The sequence below is a fragment of the Wolbachia endosymbiont (group A) of Anthophora plumipes genome (genome assembly GCF_964028115.1).
In the GTDB taxonomy this organism is placed as follows: Bacteria; Pseudomonadota; Alphaproteobacteria; order Rickettsiales; family Anaplasmataceae; genus Wolbachia.
The window spans coordinates 154008-172093 of sequence record NZ_OZ034756.1; the positions used below are offsets into that span (position 1 = coordinate 154008).

Annotated in this window: 17 protein-coding genes and 1 pseudogene; 14 read left to right on the plus strand and 4 right to left on the minus strand. The window is 35.1% G+C overall.

All coding sequences use genetic code 11. The annotated features are described in order from the left end of the window. Positions 1-572: 572 nt before the first annotated feature. The 5 genes and pseudogenes from ABWU75_RS00835 to ABWU75_RS00855 all read left to right on the plus strand — a co-directional run. Positions 573-734: pseudogene (locus ABWU75_RS00835) on the plus strand (transposase); the annotation flags it as partial. 119 nt (positions 735-853) lie between these two features. After that, a complete protein-coding gene (gene clpB, locus ABWU75_RS00840) occupies positions 854-3517 on the plus strand; it encodes an ATP-dependent chaperone ClpB (protein WP_353286876.1) in 2664 nt (887 codons plus the stop codon). 26 nt (positions 3518-3543) lie between these two features. Beyond that, positions 3544-8250: an NAD-glutamate dehydrogenase gene (locus ABWU75_RS00845; RefSeq protein WP_353286877.1), complete on the plus strand. Its 4707-nt coding sequence runs from the start codon at positions 3544-3546 to the stop codon at positions 8248-8250. A gap of 5 nt (positions 8251-8255) precedes the next feature. Next, positions 8256-8552 carry a hypothetical protein gene (locus ABWU75_RS00850; RefSeq protein ID WP_253307184.1) on the plus strand — a complete coding sequence of 99 codons (297 nt, stop codon included), beginning with the start codon at positions 8256-8258 and terminating at the stop codon, positions 8550-8552. Continuing rightward, entirely contained in the window at positions 8524-9906 is a 1383-nt protein-coding gene (locus tag ABWU75_RS00855; RefSeq protein WP_264688012.1) for a PleD family two-component system response regulator, read from the plus strand. The genes ABWU75_RS00850 and ABWU75_RS00855 overlap by 29 nt, the downstream gene beginning before the upstream one ends. Before the next feature lie 144 nt (positions 9907-10050). Here the strand turns inward: ABWU75_RS00855 and recO are convergent, their stop codons facing one another. After that, entirely contained in the window at positions 10051-10773 is a 723-nt protein-coding gene (gene recO / locus ABWU75_RS00860) for a DNA repair protein RecO (RefSeq protein WP_253307186.1), read from the minus strand. Between the two features lie 151 nt (positions 10774-10924). Here recO and ABWU75_RS00865 point away from each other — a divergent pair, with 151 nt between their 5' ends. Both ABWU75_RS00865 and ABWU75_RS00870 read left to right on the plus strand, forming a co-directional pair. Continuing rightward, positions 10925-11551, plus strand: a complete 627-nt coding sequence (locus ABWU75_RS00865; RefSeq protein ID WP_353286878.1) for a hypothetical protein — start codon at positions 10925-10927, stop codon at positions 11549-11551. Positions 11552-11605: 54 nt separating this feature from the next. After that, complete coding sequence (locus ABWU75_RS00870; RefSeq protein WP_264688014.1) at positions 11606-11728, plus strand: hypothetical protein; 123 nt, start codon at positions 11606-11608, stop codon at positions 11726-11728. A gap of 54 nt (positions 11729-11782) precedes the next feature. Here ABWU75_RS00870 and ABWU75_RS00875 read toward each other — a convergent pair whose 3' ends face one another. Continuing rightward, entirely contained in the window at positions 11783-12121 is a 339-nt protein-coding gene (locus ABWU75_RS00875) for an outer membrane protein assembly factor BamE (protein ID WP_264731924.1), read from the minus strand. 130 nt (positions 12122-12251) lie between these two features. On the opposite strand from ABWU75_RS00875, the gene ABWU75_RS00880 reads away from it, so the two are divergent. Further along, a complete protein-coding gene (locus tag ABWU75_RS00880) occupies positions 12252-13241 on the plus strand; it encodes a ribonucleotide-diphosphate reductase subunit beta (protein ID WP_253307200.1) in 990 nt (329 codons plus the stop codon). Here the strand turns inward: ABWU75_RS00880 and ABWU75_RS00885 are convergent. Further along, a complete protein-coding gene (locus ABWU75_RS00885; RefSeq protein ID WP_264731927.1) occupies positions 13190-13483 on the minus strand; it encodes a hypothetical protein in 294 nt (97 codons plus the stop codon). The two genes, ABWU75_RS00880 and ABWU75_RS00885, sit on opposite strands and share 52 nt — an antisense overlap. A gap of 21 nt (positions 13484-13504) precedes the next feature. Between ABWU75_RS00885 and ABWU75_RS00890 the strand changes: the two genes are divergently transcribed. Beyond that, entirely contained in the window at positions 13505-14635 is a 1131-nt protein-coding gene (locus ABWU75_RS00890; protein ID WP_353286879.1) for a cation:dicarboxylate symporter family transporter, read from the plus strand. After that, complete coding sequence (gene tsaB, locus ABWU75_RS00895) at positions 14635-15237, plus strand: tRNA (adenosine(37)-N6)-threonylcarbamoyltransferase complex dimerization subunit type 1 TsaB (protein WP_353286880.1); 603 nt, start codon at positions 14635-14637, stop codon at positions 15235-15237. Before ABWU75_RS00890 ends, tsaB begins: the two co-directional genes overlap by 1 nt. Here tsaB and ABWU75_RS00900 read toward each other — a convergent pair. Next, a complete protein-coding gene (locus ABWU75_RS00900) occupies positions 15232-15855 on the minus strand; it encodes an AAA family ATPase (protein ID WP_353286881.1) in 624 nt (207 codons plus the stop codon). The two genes, tsaB and ABWU75_RS00900, sit on opposite strands and share 6 nt — an antisense overlap. Positions 15856-16135: 280 nt before the next feature. Between ABWU75_RS00900 and ABWU75_RS00905 the strand changes: the two genes are divergently transcribed. From ABWU75_RS00905 to ABWU75_RS00920, 4 genes are all read left to right on the plus strand, one after another. Next, positions 16136-16846: a class II aldolase/adducin family protein gene (locus ABWU75_RS00905; protein WP_253307196.1), complete on the plus strand. Its 711-nt coding sequence runs from the start codon at positions 16136-16138 to the stop codon at positions 16844-16846. 291 nt (positions 16847-17137) lie between these two features. Further along, positions 17138-17281 (plus strand): hypothetical protein, encoded by a 144-nt coding sequence (locus ABWU75_RS00910; RefSeq protein ID WP_264328802.1) that lies wholly within the window; start codon positions 17138-17140, stop codon positions 17279-17281. A 425-nt stretch (positions 17282-17706) separates the two neighbouring features. Then, on the plus strand, positions 17707-17976 hold the full coding sequence (locus ABWU75_RS00915; protein ID WP_264731937.1) for a DDE-type integrase/transposase/recombinase: 270 nt from the start codon (positions 17707-17709) through the stop codon (positions 17974-17976). After that, positions 17936-18064 carry an IS3 family transposase gene (locus ABWU75_RS00920; protein ID WP_353286882.1) on the plus strand — a complete coding sequence of 43 codons (129 nt, stop codon included), beginning with the start codon at positions 17936-17938 and terminating at the stop codon, positions 18062-18064. Before ABWU75_RS00915 ends, ABWU75_RS00920 begins: the two co-directional genes overlap by 41 nt. Positions 18065-18086: the final 22 nt, after the last annotated feature.

Below are 18086 nucleotides of genomic sequence, written 5' to 3' on the forward strand. Positions count from 1 at the left end.
TTGGATGCGAGAAGTCCATTTATTTTAGAAAATATTATATAGAAACTTGCTTGACAAACTCCGCCAGCCCCCTTATTATGACAATAAGGGTATTTATGACTCAAAACTTATTTTTGACCTGCAGGCTCAATGACAAAATTCAGTAAAAAACTTAGGGTATTTTTTGGCGGATTACATAAAATTATAGCGGCTGCATGTCTTTTTTATTTTTTCTACATTCAGCCAAATCGCGCTTATTTTAAGCGTTAGCACATTATTACAGCGCCACTTACAGTAATATAGAGTCAAAACTCGCACCACGGGGCTTCTTTTGCCTTTTTTTTCGTTTGGTAAATTTCTTAACGTTTGTAGCTAAACGACAATCGTCGTCCCGCTGCTTGTTAGCGGCTAAGAGATACCGTGAATGAATCACGGTATGACGGTTCGCGATGGTATGACGTAGGACTGCTGTCATTCCAGTGCTTGACACTGGAATCCAGCTTCTATGCAACCTCATCAAAAACATTCATTTAGTATAAGATCAGCTACTTTCCATGCTAGTTTGCTTATAAACAAGCAAACTTTTCTGGATCCTAGTGACCTTTGTTGTATTGCCAAAGAGATGGGTCGTTGAGCGCTCTTTTGCTTGGTTGGAAAAGTGTAGGCGGTTGTGGAAAAATTGCGAACGTAAACTCAATACCAGCTTGCAAATGATTGTCCTTTCCTTCATTTCTCTCCTATTACGAAGATTTTAAACAGGTTCTTAAGAAAGTTTTAAATTTTTGCAGACCATACCTAACAATAAGCAACTTTAGGTTTAAGTTTATGAAATTAGTTGTTATATACATCAGCAAATACGAATTTAACTGGTGTTATGGACTTAAATAAATTTACCGAAAAAGCAAAAAGTCTAATTCAAAGTGCTCAGATGAAAGCGTTGGGAGCTGGGCATCAGATTTTTATGCCTGAGCATTTACTCAAAGTGATGCTTGAGGATGAATTAGGTTTAGTTCAGGATTTGATAAACGCTTGTGGTGGAAATGTGCAAAGTATTTCTGATGCTGTGGATAGCGCAATAAAAAAGTTTCCAGTAGTTGAAGGTCCAGGAAGTGGTGGACTTCAACTTTCAAGAGAAATAGCAAAAGTTTTTGAAGATTCAATTGGTATTGCAAAGAGAAATAAAGATTCATTTGTTGCTGTTGAGCGTTTACTGCAGGGCCTCACTGCACAAAAAGATGATACTGTAGGCAAAATTCTGGCAGAGAATGGTGTGACTCCACAAAAACTGAACTCAGTTATTGCAGAAATGAGAAAAGGCAGCAGTGCAGACTCGCCAAATAGTGATGAAAAATTGAACGCTGCTAAGAGATATACAAAGGATATTACAGAGCTTGCTATGCAAGGCAAGCTTGATCCTGTAATTGGTCGTGATGAAGAGATCAGAAGAACTATGCAGGTATCACTGAGGCGGACAAAAAATAATCCAGTGCTGATAGGTGAACCTGGTGTTGGAAAAACTGCAATAGTCGAGGGGCTTGCAAACAGAATTGTTGCAAACGATGTGCCACTTGGTTTGCGTGATGCAAAGGTTTTAGCTTTGGATCTTGGTGCATTAATCGCTGGAACGAAGTTTAGAGGAGAATTTGAAGAAAGGTTAAAAGCAGTTATTAATGAGCTTTCGAAAGCGGAGGGAAAAGTTATCTTGTTTATAGATGAGCTTCATACTTTAGTTGGAGCAGGAGCAACAAGTGGTGCAATGGATGCTTCAAATTTGCTAAAGCCTGCTCTTGCGCGTGGAGAAATTCGCTGTATAGGAGCCACAACTTTAGATGAATATCGTCAGCATATAGAAAAAGATCCTGCACTTGCAAGGCGTTTTCAGCCTGTGTTTATCTCTCAACCAACTGAAACTGATACCATTTCAATACTCAGGGGTTTGAAGGAAAGATATGAAGTGCATCATGGTATAAGAATTACAGACGGTGCAATAATTGCTGCTGCAACGTTGTCCAATAGATATATAACAGATAGGTTTTTACCTGATAAAGCAATTGATTTGATTGATGAAGCAGCAAGTAGGGTGAGAATTGAAATGGATAGCAAGCCTGAAGTTATTGATGAACTTGAGAGAAAGGTTATACAGCTAAAGATTGAAGCAGAAGCTCTAAAAAAAGAAAGTGATGAAAATTCTAAACAGCGTTTAAAAAAGATAAATGAAGAGATCGAAAATCTAAACAGTAAATTTGCTGACTTGAACAGCAAATGGCAGATGGAAAAGAATAAAATAGCTAGAATACAAGAAACAGCCGAAAAATTAGATAACGCTAGAAAAGAGCTGGAATTGGCTCAGCGGAGTGGAAATTTAGGAAAAGCAGGAGAGCTGATGTATGGTGTGATCCCTCAGCTTGAGAATGAATTAAAAAATCAGGAAAAGGTTACTGATAGTTTCTTAAAGAAAGAAGTGACTGGAGATGATATTGCAAACATTGTTTCAAAGTGGACAGGAATTCCAGCTGATAACATGATGCACAGCGAAAAGGAAAAACTTCTTAACATGGAGAATGAAATAGGAAGAAGAGTAATAGGGCAAAAAGGCGCGATAGAAGCAATAAGTAATGCAGTTAGGCGCTCTCGCTCTGGTGTGCAAGATACTAATCGACCTTTCGGTTCATTTTTATTCTTAGGCCCAACCGGGGTTGGAAAAACAGAACTGGCAAAAGCCCTTGCTGAATTTCTGTTTGACGATCAATCAGCGCTTTTGCGTTTTGATATGTCAGAATATATGGAAAAACATTCTGTTTCAAAGCTAATTGGCGCGCCTCCAGGGTATGTTGGCTATGAGCAAGGTGGCAGATTAACCGAAGCAGTAAGAAGAAGGCCATATCAGGTTATTCTGTTTGATGAAATAGAGAAGGCAAATCCAGATATATTTAATCTATTGCTGCAAATCTTGGATGAGGGTAGACTCACTGATAGTCATGGCAAATTAGTTGATTTTCGCAACACCATACTGATCTTAACTTCTAACCTTGGTGCAGAGATAATGCTTAAGGGAGTTACAGAAAATGAGACTCTACCTCCTGTCATCCAAGTAGCTGACACTGGGATCCAGATGCAGATTCCAGCGTCACGCGCTGGAATGACATCGGAAGGAGGAGTTGCTAACTCTGTAAAAAGCGAAGTGATGCAAATAGTTAAATCAGCATTTCGTCCAGAATTTTTAAACAGGCTGGATGAAATTATTATATTCCACAGTTTAACCAGAGATGACATCTATAAAATTATAGATGTTCAATTTTCTTATTTACAAAAAACACTTGCTAAGCGTAAACTGAGTATAAGTTTGTCGCAGGAAGCTAAAGAACTAATAGCACAAACTGGCTATGACCCTGAATATGGAGCAAGGCCCCTAAAAAGGGTTATACAAGAGTGTATTCAAAATAATTTAGCTAAATTAGTTTTATCAGGGGAAGTAGTAGAAAATGATGAGCTAATAGTGTACGCTCTTGATAATGAAATCTTAGTTAAAAAGGTTTAAGTTCACTGTGTATTTTTGTTAAAAAAATGTGTATAGATCATAATGTTGACACTGAGTCTTTATTTGAGTTAGTTGATCAAGAAAATCAGCAAGATAAAGAAAAAATTAAAAAATTTATTAAGTATTTTTATAGTTTTGTTTATAAAAGCGACCTAAAAGTCAACGATAAGTTTTTGCTATATATTGTAAACGATGCTTACAATTTTGTTTCTCAAAAAGAGAAAGATGAAAGTAAGTTAGTAGTAAGCAATATAGATGATATACCAGGAATAGAAGGCGATTTTACCACGATTAAGATAACAAACGATGATATGCCATTTTTGGTTGATTCTGTTATTGCAACTATTAAATCGCACAATTTAACCATATGCTATTACAGCAACAGCATAATTAACATTAAAAGAAAAGATGGCCTAATAGATGAGATTTACTCCTTGGAAGAAAGCAATGGAGTCAAAGAATCAGTTATATATGTAATTATCAAAGGTATAAGTGACAGTTTTGTTGATACATTAAAAGAATCTCTACAGAAAACGCTGAAAGCGGTCAATTGCGTTGTGAAAGATTGGCACTTAATGCTCAAGAAACTTGATGAAGCAAAAAGTCTTCTTTTTGCCATCGAGCAGCCAGCGTCGAACGCTGGAGTGACACCAGGAAAAGATTTCTTAGATTGGCTAAAAAACAATAATTTTGTATTTCTAGGTTATCAAGAATATATTGCTGGTAAAGATGAAAAACTCGTCTGTGATAGCAAAAAGGACCTTGGCCTGATAAGAGTAGGTCAAAGTACGTTGATTCCTTCTGCAAACCTTGATTCCCTATACATATTGAGATCAGATCTAATCTCAATAGTCCATCGGCGTACATACATGAATTGTATAGGAGTAAAAGAATTTGATGACCAGGGTAATGTAGTAAAGGAACGGCGTTTTTTCGGGCTATTTACTTCTGTAGCGGAGGTCCAAGATATTCGAACTATTCCAATAATAAGAGATAAAGTTAAAGTTATAGAAAAAAATGCAGGGTTTGTAACCGGGGGCCACAATAACAAAGCTTTAATTTCTATTTTACAAGCATTCTCTTGTGATGAATTATTCCAATCAGATGAAGACGAATTATTTAAAATTTGCATTTCGATCATGTCTCTTGCGATTAGGCCAAGGGTCAGATTATTTTTAAGAAGAGTAAGGGATTTTATTAGTTGCATAGTGCTGATACCAATGCGTTATGCTAGCGCTAGGCTAATGTTCAAGATACGTGACATATTGAAGGATGAGACAAGTGCAGAAAGTTCAGATATTTATAACAATCACATTATCAATGAATATGATTTGATGAAATTGCATGTAGTGCTAAAGACCAAAAATGCTAGTGTTCCTGATGACGAAGTTTTGCGTATCGAAAACAAATTGAGGAACATTACGGAAAAGTGGGAAGATCGTTTTATAGACAATTTATATAATACTTTTAGTACTGTTGAGGATATATTCATCCGTTATTGCAAGGCATTTCCAATAAGCTATCAAGAGAGTTTCGAACCTCATGACGCATATTACGATATGAAAAAATTGGAGATAGTGAGGAAAAAAGGAGTTAGCGAGGTCGATTTAAGACTTACTTGTGATAATCTTAATTATCAATTAAAGGTTTACACTTCGAGCAATGGAGGTCTTGAATTATCGAAGATATTAAGAATTACTAAGAATTTGGGAGCTAAGATTCTATCTCATAATGGCTATTACATAGAAATTAACGGCGGAATATGGATACACCATTTTGTGTTGTCAAGAGTCGATGAATTAATAGACAACATTACTCTAAAAGAGCAATTTGAAATAACACTTGCGAAAGTGTTTAGAAAGGAAATTAAAAATGATTATTTCAATAGTTTGGTCATTATTGCTGGACTGGAGTGGAAAGAAGTGCTTCTGGTTAGAGCGCTCAGTGCTTACCTAAAGCAGACGTCATTTAACTACAATCCAGAATATATCCAAAAGGTAGTCTCAGAGTATCCAAAAATAGTAAAGTATTTGATACAACTATTTCATGCAAGATTTGATCCTAGCATAGACATTGATAGAGCAGAAACCACGGACATTTTCATAGAAAAAATTGAAGAACTTCTAAAAGAGATCAGCAATGTTTCACATGATTACGTTTTGCGCTCGATATTTAACTTGATAATGGCTATTTTAAGGACCAGTTATTATCAAGACGATAAACCATATTTATCTACAAAATTTGACTCAAATAAAATAAATGGTTTGCCTGATCCTCGTCCATATCGTGAATTGTATATTTATTCAAATCTTTTTGAGGGAATACATCTAAGAGGAGGGAAATTGGCCCGTGGTGGCTTAAGGTGGTCGGATAGGACGGAAGATTTTCGCACTGAAGTTTTGGGGCTCATGAAAGCTCAGATGACAAAAAATGCGGTTATTGTACCTGTTGGCGCAAAGGGTGGGTTTGTAATTAAGCAAGTTTATAAAGACAAAGATATTTTAAGAGAGAAAGGTGTTGAATGCTATAAGAGTTTTATCAGGGGAATGCTTGACATTACTGATAATGTAGTTAATGGCAAAATAATTCCACCAGAGAATGTGATTAGGTATGATGAGGATGATCCATACTTGGTAGTTGCAGCAGATAAAGGCACTGCTTCTTTTTCTGACTATGCAAACCAAATAGCCTCTGAATACAATTTTTGGCTTGGCGATGCATTTGCATCTGGTGGATCAGCAGGTTATGATCACAAAAAAATGGGTATTACAGCCAGAGGTGCATGGATTGCAGCGCAGAGGCATTTTTGGAAAATGAATAAGGATATTTACCAAGATGCAACTGTTATTGGAATTGGAGATATGGCTGGCGATCTATTTGGAAACGGTATGCTGCTTTCAAAAAATATACATTTAATCGGCGCATTTAACCATATGCATATTTTTATTGATCCAAATCCTAGTGCAGAAAAGAGTTTCACAGAGCGTAAACGTCTCTTTGAGTTACCATTTTCAACTTGGATGGATTATAACAAAGATTTGATTTCTAAGGGTGGAGGAGTATTTGAGCGTAGCAGCAAGCAAGTAAACATTTCTCAAGAAATAAAAAAATGCTTTGATATAACAGAAGATATGCTACCTCCAAGTGATTTGATTAGATATCTACTCAAAGCAGAAGTGGACTTCATATGGAATGGAGGAATTGGCACGTTTGTTAAGGCAAAGAGTGAAAATCATAGCATGGTCGGTGACAAAGCAAACGATGAGTTAAGAGTAAATGGTAAAGATATTAGAGCTTCTATGTTTATAGAAGGCGGAAATTTGGGATGCACACAACTTGGAAGAATAGAATATGCTGAAAGAGGTGGATATATAAATGCAGATTTTGTTGATAATTCAGCCGGAGTGATATGTTCGGACCTTGAAGTTAACATCAAGATTGCATTTGTTTCAGCTATGAAAGCAGGGGGTGTTTCTTTAGAAAAAAGGAATGAAATACTGGCAAGTATGGTGGACGAAGTTGCATCCAAAGTGCTTGAGAACCACAACAGAATTGAAACAAAAGCATTACTTCTTGAGTGTTTGCAAGCTAAAGAGAGATTGGAGCAGCACCACAGGTTACTGCTCAGTTTAGAAAAATCTGGGCTGTTAAACCGAAGCGTAGAATTTCTTCCAACTGAAGAAGAGATAGCAAGGATGTTAACTGGTGCAGAAGGTTTCAGTTCTCCTCAGCTTTCTATTCTAATGTCTTATGCTAGAACGGCAATAAAAAATGACATTATACATTCCGATCTGCCTGAAAAAGATCTTATATCTAATGACTACTTGCTAGGTTATTTTCCTAAAAAGATGATAACAAAGTTTAAGGATTTCATATTAAAACACCAACTTCGTAGAGAAATTATCTCTACTTGCATTGCAAATGATGTAGTGAATAGAATGGGCTGTATATTCATCAATAATTTGGCTGAGAACACTGGAATTAAGGTACAAGAAGCGGTTAACATATATATTGTTGTTAACCACCTGTATGATTTAAACAGCCTGTGGCAGAAAATTGATGAATTGGATGGAAAAATTGATGTTAACTCATACTTACAAATAGTGAGGAACGTGCAGAAATTTATTGGCAGAGTATCGTTTTGGTTAGTGAAAAATCTTGGCAAGCTTAGCTTTGTAGAGTTGGATGATGTTACAAAATTTAAAGATGCAATTGAAACTTTAGGCCAGAACTTAACTGATGTTTTAGATGAACACCTATTAAAGGTCTGTAGCCATGGATCAACTTCTTTAGTAGAACTTAATATAAATAAAGATCTAGCAAAAAAAGTTGCTGATCTATACGTTCTTGCTTATGCACTGGACATTATATCTGTTGCTGAACAGACATCTTTGTCCATTCTTGATGCTGGTAAAATATACTTTGAGTTAAAGTCGCTGTTAAGATTCGATCTGATTAGAACAATTGCCATCAAGATGAAAAGCCGCTCTTCTTATTGGGATCGCAGCTTAGTTAATGATTTATTGGACGATTTAAGCAATTACCATCACAAGCTAGCTGTTAAAGTCATAAAAGCTACTGATAACCCCGAAGATAAGGTTCAAACCTGGGCTTGTAATGATAAGGACTACATAGAACGTTATAATAGTTTTTTAGATGAGATAGTTGCTTCTAAACTTGATTTAAGCAAATTAATATTTATAATCAGGAGGATTAAAGTACTTGCTTCATAGGAAAAATGTTTAATATAGGTCTTTCAGAAATTTTGGTCGTTGCTTTAGTGAGCATAATTGTTCTTGATAGAAATAAGGTGCCTGTATTTATTGATCTTATTAGGAATACATATAGGTATCTTATGATTATAAAATCAAAAGCTAGGAGGTTATTGAAAGACGCAGGAATTGAAGACTTATATAAAGAGTGTAATACTGAGAAAGTAAATTACATAGTTGGTAAAAATGGTAAGCTTTATCCTACTTACGATATAGATAATACATCTAAAGATAATGACAGCGAAGATTCTAGTAGTAGATGATGTACTATCTAATGTCAAGCTTTTAGAAGCTCGACTAAAAGCAGAGTACTATACGGTTATCGTAGCTCATGATGGTGAAGAAGCTATAGATTTAGTAGCAAAGCAGCAGCCTGATATTATATTACTTGATATCATGATGCCAAAGATGAATGGCTTTCAAGTTTGTAAGGAGCTAAAGAGTGATCCCTTGACAACCCATATTCCAATAATTATGGTAACTGCACTGCATGATACTCACAATAGAGTACAAGGCATTAATGCTGGTGCAGATGACTTTCTGACTAAACCAATAAACGAAACTGCTTTATCTGCGAGAATTAAGTCTCTCACACGCTTAAAGATGATTATCGACGAATTGCGTTTGAGAGGAGAAACCAACGCTGAGATTGGCGGAGTAGCAGGAAACAGTATTATGGATTATTCTAATCAGATTTTTGATGCTAACATACTTGTTGTAGATGAAGATGTCTTTCAAGCAGAGCAGATATATAATGTACTAAAGCACCGCTTTAGGTCAATTAAAATACTGAGTGATCCAGTGGAGGCATTAAAGGTTGGTATTAAGAATAATTACGACCTGATCATTTCTGATATGCAGTTTTCAAAAACTGACGGCCTGCGTTTGTGTTCTGAGTTTCGTAGTAAAGTAGAAACACGCTATACACCAATTCTGATTCTTTCTGAGGATTATGATAAAAACAATTTAGTAAAAGCACTTGATGTAGGTGCTAATGATTATTTAACAGTACCTTTGGATGAGGGTGAGTTAATAGCAAGGGTTAATTCGCAAGTAAAACGCAAAAGATATCAAGATGCCTTGAGAATGAATTTATTTAATAATGCGGAAATGTCTATAAAGGACCCATTAACTAACTGTTATAATAGAAGATATTTTGATGCACACTTAAGAAACATTGTTAAGGACTCTGTGGAAAAGGATAGAAGGTTGTCTCTTATGATACTTGATATAGACTATTTTAAGATGGTGAATGACAGTTTTGGGCATAGTGCTGGAGATGAACTTTTAAAGCAAGTACAGAAAAGAATTTCTGAAAATATCAGAGTGACAGATTTACTAGCTAGGTTTGGTGGTGAGGAGTTTGTTGTTGTAATGCCAGATACCAATGTATCAGATGCGTACACTATTGCGGAGAGAATACGAAAAATTATTGCTAAAGAACCTTTTATACTTGCGGACAAAAATACAACCCATAACATAACTGTGAGCATTGGAATTGCAGAAATGCAAGGATCTGACCTTGACGATATTAAAAAATTTATAGTACGTGCTGACAAATATTTATATAAGGCAAAAAACAGTGGTAGAAATAGAGTGGTTACTGGCTATAGCTAAAGTGGCTTAAGTTTACCGACAACCGTCATTCCGCTACTCGTTAGCGGAATCTATGCTGAGATACCGCGAATGAATCGCGGTATGACGTGTTGCTTGGGTTAGCTATAGATTTCTGAAATGATTTCAAAAAAATGATAACTAAGGTTAAAGCGACAACATGAGGTTTCTCAGCTCTGGAAATTTCATGTTTAACTGCAAAAATAGATACTTATTTAAAAAATATCCTGTGACTTTCAGTCCTAACTGAAATTCTTGGAATGAGTAGCTGTTTTGTAGGTTATTATTGTATACATCATGCAACATTTGTGGAAAAGGTAGGAGTTTATCTGCATAATAATCTCCTGCTTTTTTTGACACTGCTCTACCAGTTTTTGGAGAAATAAATTGTAAGTTTTCCTTAACACCTGTTACAGCACATTTGGATAAGTCTAACTTGAATCCCAATTGCGTAAGAAGCAGAAGCTCTAAGTTAAGATAATGGCTTTGCCAAGACTGATTGTTGTGTTTAATTACATCGATGAAATATCGAAAATTGTCATACAGCATGGCACAGGGTTCACTTTCTGGAAGCACTTTTTCTAAAATAGAGGAGAAAGAGACAATAGTAATGCTTTTTAACCTATCTTGAAAGAAATGATGGAATGGAGATTCGATTAATTCGCACTTTAAAAAACCCAGATTTTCAGGTAACTTAGCACTCCATTCTGCATGTAATAGATTACTTATCTGAAACTTATAATTGCTATTGTTTGTTAGCTTAGTTAATCCCCTGCGCTTTCCATGATTTTTTGTAAACAGAGAAAGAATTAAGTTTTTATCGCCGTATTTTTTAGCAGCTATAATGATGCCTTCATCTTTCCATCTCATTTAGAGTATATTGACCGTATTGACCGTATGATATTATAGAAATAGTAAAATTAGTACAGCAAAAACTACGTCTTTGAGCTTAAATCAACTAAAATATATTGACTTTACGTGCAATATTAGCTTTAAACCAGTAAAACAAACTGCTTAACATATGCGTTTTTTCTATTCTAATTACATTCTTTTTTTATCTTTATGTTGTTTTCTGCTTTTTTTGTTACCTTCAACAAAAGCCCAAACGAATGATACGTCAGTTGTTCCTATACCACAAAGGAAAAAAGAAACAGTTGAGCACACTGTTGTAGCACAACCGAGGCAAATTATCGAAATGCAAGAAGAAGTCATTATTAACGAGGGTAAAGAATTCATTCCAGTTCCAAAAAGAAAAAAAAGTGTAGGGAAGAAACTAAGAAGGGATGTTAGAGAGGCAAAAAATGAAATAGGAAACGAAAAAAGCGTTGAGAATAAAAAGGATGAATTAGTTGTAACAGAAATTATTAACTCTATAAGAGACAAACTTACAAAATGCTGGAGCATTCCTGAAAGCATAGCTTACAAAGAAAATTTTAATATAAAAACTAACTTATTATTATCCAGTCAAGGCGAGATAATTATGGCCGATGTAGCAGACAGTGATTCCTATCGAAATAATCCACTTTTCAGGTCGATAGCAGATAATGCAATGCGTGCAGTATATAAATGTAGCCCATTGACTGGCTTGCCTACTCAGCACCACCACATTTGGCGTGAAGTAACACTAGACTTTATTCTAAATGGGTAAAATCTTACAATAGACCTCTTATATTACCTTCTGTCATCCCAGTAGTCAGGCTACTTGGATGACAGAAGTAGACACTTCACATTATCATTCCAGCGCTCCTTTCTTGTCATGCCAGTGCGTGACACTGGCATCCAGAAAAAAAATAGATCCCAGTGTCTGGGCACTGGGATGACGTAATACGGTTCTTGGATGACAAAGAAGGGCGGGAAAAACTCTGTAGTCAGCAGATTTTCAATCAGGAACAGCCAAAGATCTCTCTAAGATGTCAGTTTCTTTTGTATCTGCAACTTTACCGTTCTGATCAAATGAAATTTGCAGGGACTTACTGCTATACTTCCTTTTTCCTAAGAAGTTAGCTTGTTTAATTTTATATGAGACATAGTACCAAACATTGTCATCGAACTTTGATACTAATATTGGTGATCCTAAAGTGTGAACCACTTTTTCTTTATCGTCACCTGCTTTTATCTTGCTCCACAATTCAACACTAATGCCAGGAGCTCCGTGGTTGTGAATAGTGTGTGTGCAGCTCACTGTAAATAATAAAATAAAAGATATTAATACTCGCATTTCTGTTGATAAATTACTTGAAGCTATAATACACTAATAAATTACCTGCCGTCAAATTTCAAAAAGTTAAATTGACTGATTCTCAATATCACTTAATATAATATTTACTTTAGAAAATAATAGGTGTCTTATGTCATTGTTAGAAGCAGATCCAATATACAAACCTTTTAATTACCCTTGGGCGTATGATGCGTGGCTGCAGCAACAAAGAATCCATTGGATACCTGAGGAAGTTCCGCTTGCTGATGACGTGAAGGATTGGAAAACTAAACTTTCAAACGTAGAGAAAAATCTACTAACTCAGATTTTTAGATTCTTTACTCAAGCGGACATTGAAGTAAATAACTGCTACATGAGGCATTATTCAAATATATTTAAGCCAACAGAAATATGCATGATGCTTGCAAGTTTTTCCAATATGGAAACCATACACATTGCAGCTTATTCTTATCTTTTAGACACAATTGGCATGCCAGAAAGCGAGTATCAAGCATTTTTAAAGTATGATGCTATGAGAAAGAAATATGAATACATGCTGGAATTTGAGGAAAGCAAAAAACACGATAAAAAACATGTAGCTAAAACTCTAGCAGTGTTTGGTGCATTTACCGAGGGGTTGCAGTTATTCGCATCGTTTGCAATTTTGCTCAATTTCCAACGCTTTGGAAAAATGAAAGGCATGGGGCAGATAATCGCCTGGTCAGCCCGTGATGAAACTTTGCACACCAATTCAATTATTATGTTATTTAATACATTTATTAAAGAGAATAATGAAATTTGGGACAACGAGTTTAAAGAGGAATTATATTCTGCATGCCGCACTATTGTTGAGCTTGAGGACGAATTCATAAAGCTTGCCTTTGATTTAGGAGATGTTGAAGGACTATCCGCAGAAGAAGTGCGCAATTACATACGCTACGTAGCAAACAGACGGTTAATGCAATTAGGTCTTGAGTCCATATATGATGTCAATGATAATCCTATTCCATGGCTCGATGAAATACTAAATGGCGTTGAACATACGAATTTCTTTGAAAATAGAGTAACAGAGTATAGTCGTGCAGCAACTCAAGGCACATGGGAAGAGGCTTTTACTGAAAACGACACGAATAATAGGTGAGTGCTAATTTCACTCTTCTTTGTCATGCAAGTAGCTGACACTGGAATCAGTTTTTTGATCGAGAATGTTGTATAGTGCATAATCAATTTTCCTGGATCGAAGTAGTCAAGGCACTGGGATCTAATAGATAATATTCGTGCAGTACGCGCGGGAGTAACAAAAGCTGCTTGTCTTTCATAATGTTTCGTAGCAATAGGCAGTTTTGCTTTACTTAACAACCAACTTACCATATATATGTCCATAGGACATTGGTATATAAGAACGTGCTACAACTATTAATCTTACTCACGGTCATCACTTCAGTTGCATTCTTTAGTCATTTAGTTCCAATGGAAGCAAAAACCTTCTTGTACTCAACGAGCCTGAGTATAAAAGAGGTTTTGCTATTTATAATGCCTTTTATTATTTTTGCGTTAATCTTTAGCAGTGTTAACAATCTTAAGCAGTCAGCTATAAAGTTTATATTGTTACTTATTATAATGATCTTCTTATCGAATCTGGCTTCAAGCTTAATAGCTTATTCTGTTGGGCATTTTATCATACAAAACACTTATTCAATACAAGATATAACGTATGAAGAAACAATTGTTCCTTTATGGTCGTTTAGGCTTCCGCTACTCCTTTCTAACTTTCATGCTCTTGCTTGTGGATTTGTGTCCAGCATAGTAGTGTCTATACTGCTACCTAAGAAAAGCAAAGAGCTTTCGAACAAAATGTTAGATTTAACTCTCTTTATTTTGAAGACGTTTTTGACGCCGATTATTCCAATATTTGTACTTGGGCTTGCTTTAAAAATGCAGCATGATCAAGTTTTATCTATAATATTTAAGGATTACTCAATAATTTTCATTATTATAGCATCTGCAACCTACCTTTATGTTTTCCTCTTATATGGAGCAGCAAATTCATTCAAGATCACAAGCTGGATAGCTAGTATAAGCAATATGATACCGGCATTTATTACTGCGATGAGCACAATGTCTAGTAATGCAACTATGCCGCTTACTCTTGAAGGAAGCAAAAAAAATGTAAAGCAACCTGATATAGCATCGTCTGTTATACCAATAACTGCTAGCTTCCATTTAGTAGGTGATTGCTTTTTTGTTATAATATTATCAATGGTAATTACTTCTGGTTATTTATTGTCCACAACGGACTATGTAACTTTTCTTCTCTATTTTTTGTTATTTAAGTTTGCTATCGTTGCAGTGCCGGCAGGAGGAATTATGGTAATGCTACCTATTCTTGAGAAATACCTCAAATTTTCTCCAGAAATGCTTTCGTTAATCACAGCCTTGTATATAGTGTTTGATCCAATAATCACTTCAGCAAATGTTATGGGTAATGGTGCCTTTACTATGATGTTTACAAAACTCTATGATAAGCTTAAGTAATGTCTATTTTAGCGATTGATACTGTAGGTACTGGTAGTTCAATAGCAATAGTTGATTATGATGGTAATTGTTTTGTAGAGCGCAATTCCGCCAGCAACAATCATGTAGAATCATTTTTTCAAATTCTGAATACTTTGTTTGATAAGCACAATTATAATTATGATAAAATAGATCATTTAGCGGTAGTAGTTGGACCAGGAAGTTTCACTGGAATTAGAGTTGGTATATCAGCAGCACAAGGTATAAATCTTGCTACAAATAAGCCATTATACGGAGTTAATGCGCTGGAAGTTCAAGCTTACACAATATCTTTGCTTTGTACGAATAGCAAAAAAAATATCAGAGCTATAATCAAAAATACTCAAGGGTTTTATACGCAGTTATTTGATTTCAATTTATTGCCGCTATCTGGTCCAACTGCAGCACGTGACCCTGGATCCAAGTGTCACGCTACAAGCAGTGACTGCATTACACATATGGATTGCAATTTAAATGCTAGCCATGCAGGACTATTGGTTCATTATAGACTGAAGAACAAGCAAAAATTAAATGAAGTTGAGGCTCTATATTTAAATGAGCCTCAGTATATGAAATCATTATAGACTATTCTTTCGCGTACATACAATGTGGCTAAGCCTGTGCGTCTGGTTTACTATCTCTTGAGCTACTTCTTTTATACTCATATCTGAATTTTCTATCTCTATGGCACTCGGTGGTATAAATAAATTGTTAATCCTAAATTGCTCTATCATGCTATTTACATTAGTCACCTTCCTATTTTTTCTTTGCCTTTTTAATGCAATACGCTTTTGTAATGTCGGTAGATCACACCTAAGTACCACAGGAAGGATTTCTGTGTTCATTTTTTTACTAAGCCTTACTATTGAATCATACATCCTCATGTTCTGGTCATTATTTTCCATCAACCCATCAATAAATATGTAATTTTTTGAGTGAATCGGATAATTTTCTATTACCTGAAGCATAATTTGCATAATGTCATATATTCTATCTTGAACTTCTTTAGGTATTTGATCACGTTCAAAGACACCATTGTATATAGAGCAAACTTGAACACTGTTATAGAACTTACTATTTACAATTAATGCGTCTATCATATTGGACAATTCTATTGCTGTGGAAAGTTTACCACTTCCTGAAAGACCAGAGAGATATATGAAAAATCCTGCTGGCTGTTTTTTTGTGTTAATACTTACCATATTATTTTCAATCTTGAAACTTACATTTATAATAACATAAAAACAAAGCTTTAAAACATATGAAATATTACATAGAAAATTATTTTTATAGTTAAGATATTATGTAATTTAGAAACATAAATTCTGTATATAAACTCTATAATAACGATAACTATTTTTAAGCAAGCTACAACACAAAAGTGTTTGGTATTCAGAAAGCAAGACAGAGTGGCATAGACTTATTAGTTTACTACAAGCCTTTTTTCGTGTATAAATCTTCAGAAGATTCTAACAGAGGATTGTGTTGTTAACAAAGAGCAGAGTAAAAAGGGATCTAGTCTATGCCTATCAGATTTTGTCTTACCTTAAACTGGATGATCATACATATACTCACCTCTCGGTATGTTCTGAAGATCAAAAGTCGTTTTATATTTACCCATTTGGTATACGCTTTGACGAAGTGAATGAAAATTCATTGATGAGAGTATCACTAGATGGAAATGTGATTGAGGGTACAGAATATCAATATAATAAAACTGGCTATATAATTCATGGTTTTGTTTATCAAGCAAGGAAAGACATTCAAGCAATTTTTCACCTGCATACACCTTCTATTGTAGCAGTTTCTTCTCTAAAAGATGGACTACTTCCAATAAGTCAATGGGCACTGCACTTTTACAATAAAATCTCTTACCATAATTATAATTCCCTAGCACTTAGCAATACAGAAGGAAAGAGGTTAATAGCTGATCTGAAAGAAAATTTTGTCATGTTAATGCGCAATCATGGATCTATAACGTGTGGTCGGACTATACAAGAAGCAATGTTTTACACGTATCATTTAGAACGAGCGTGCAAAACTCAATGTTTAACGTTAGCAATGAATAGGGAGTTATCAATTCCAAGTGAAGAAATTTGCTCAAAAGCTGTAAAGGATCTCCTATCTTTTGAAAGCAATCTTGGTGAGAGGGATTGGCACGCATGGGTTAGACTAATTAAAAGTAAGTTGTAAGAGGCTTTCGCACTACTATCTGTCATCCAAGTAGGGAGTCATACGCGTCAAGTTAAGAGGTTATGAGCAAATTTAGAGAGGTTAAAGTGGATACTCTGACCTTACCCAGAAAAAGTAGAGAGAAAGTTAAGACGTTTTTGGAGTAAAATAAAACGTTTTTTCAAAATATGGCAAATAGAAGCAGCAGGATTCGAATTAGAAGCTGTTAAGCTGGTTAAAGAAACAGAAGTAAAAAAATAGCAAAAGATCTAGGCATAGATGGCAGTATGTTAAGTAAATGGGTAAGAAAATATGATGGAAAAATGTCAGAAGCATACGCATTTCCAGACAAAGGCTCCTTATGACAAAGAAAGATTTGATCTAAAAAAAGAACTAGCAAGAGTAACAAGAGAAAGAGACATTAAAAAAAAAGCCCTGACCAAACAAAAAGAGTAAAGTATTCTTTTATATAGAAATTGCTATAAAATACAGGAACTATGTAGGGTTTTAGACATATCTGCTGGTGGTTATTATAAATGGGTTGCTAAGGGAAAAAGCAGTAAGGAATTAGCAAGAGATGGGCTTCTAGCAGATATTCAAAAAAAGCATCCAAATGCAGATCCCTAAAATTCACGCTGAATTAAAAGCTTTAGGCAAAAATTAAAACAGTACAAAGTGTTATGCAGAAAAATGGTATTCGGGCTATATTGAGAAGAAAATTTAAAACTAAGAAGCAACAAACGGACAATAGAGTCGTAGCTCTCAATATATTAGACCAAAACTTTATTGTCGATCAACCAAATAAAATATGGGATTACTTATATAAAAACCAAAGAAGGATGGCTATATTTGGCAGGATCTATATTCACGCATGGTAGTTAATGAGCAGTTCAATAAATAAACAATTGGTTGTTGACTCTTTATTGATGGCCGTTAATAAGCGCAAACCCGATAAAAATCTGCTGTTACATAGCGATCAAGGGTCACAGTATACCTCTCAAAATTACCAATTTCTATTGAATACAAAAAACATCATTTCCAGCATGAGCCATAAGGGATGTTGTTACGATAACTCTGTTGCAGAAAAGTTCACTCAAAAGGGAGCTCTTATTGATACTTCTCGCTCAACAAACCAGAACTGCCATATTTGAATACATAGAAATCTTTTATAACAAACAACGTAGGCATTCTACTATTAATTATTGCATTCCTGAACAATTTGATGCATCATTCTCATGACAAAAACGTCTTAACTTTCTCT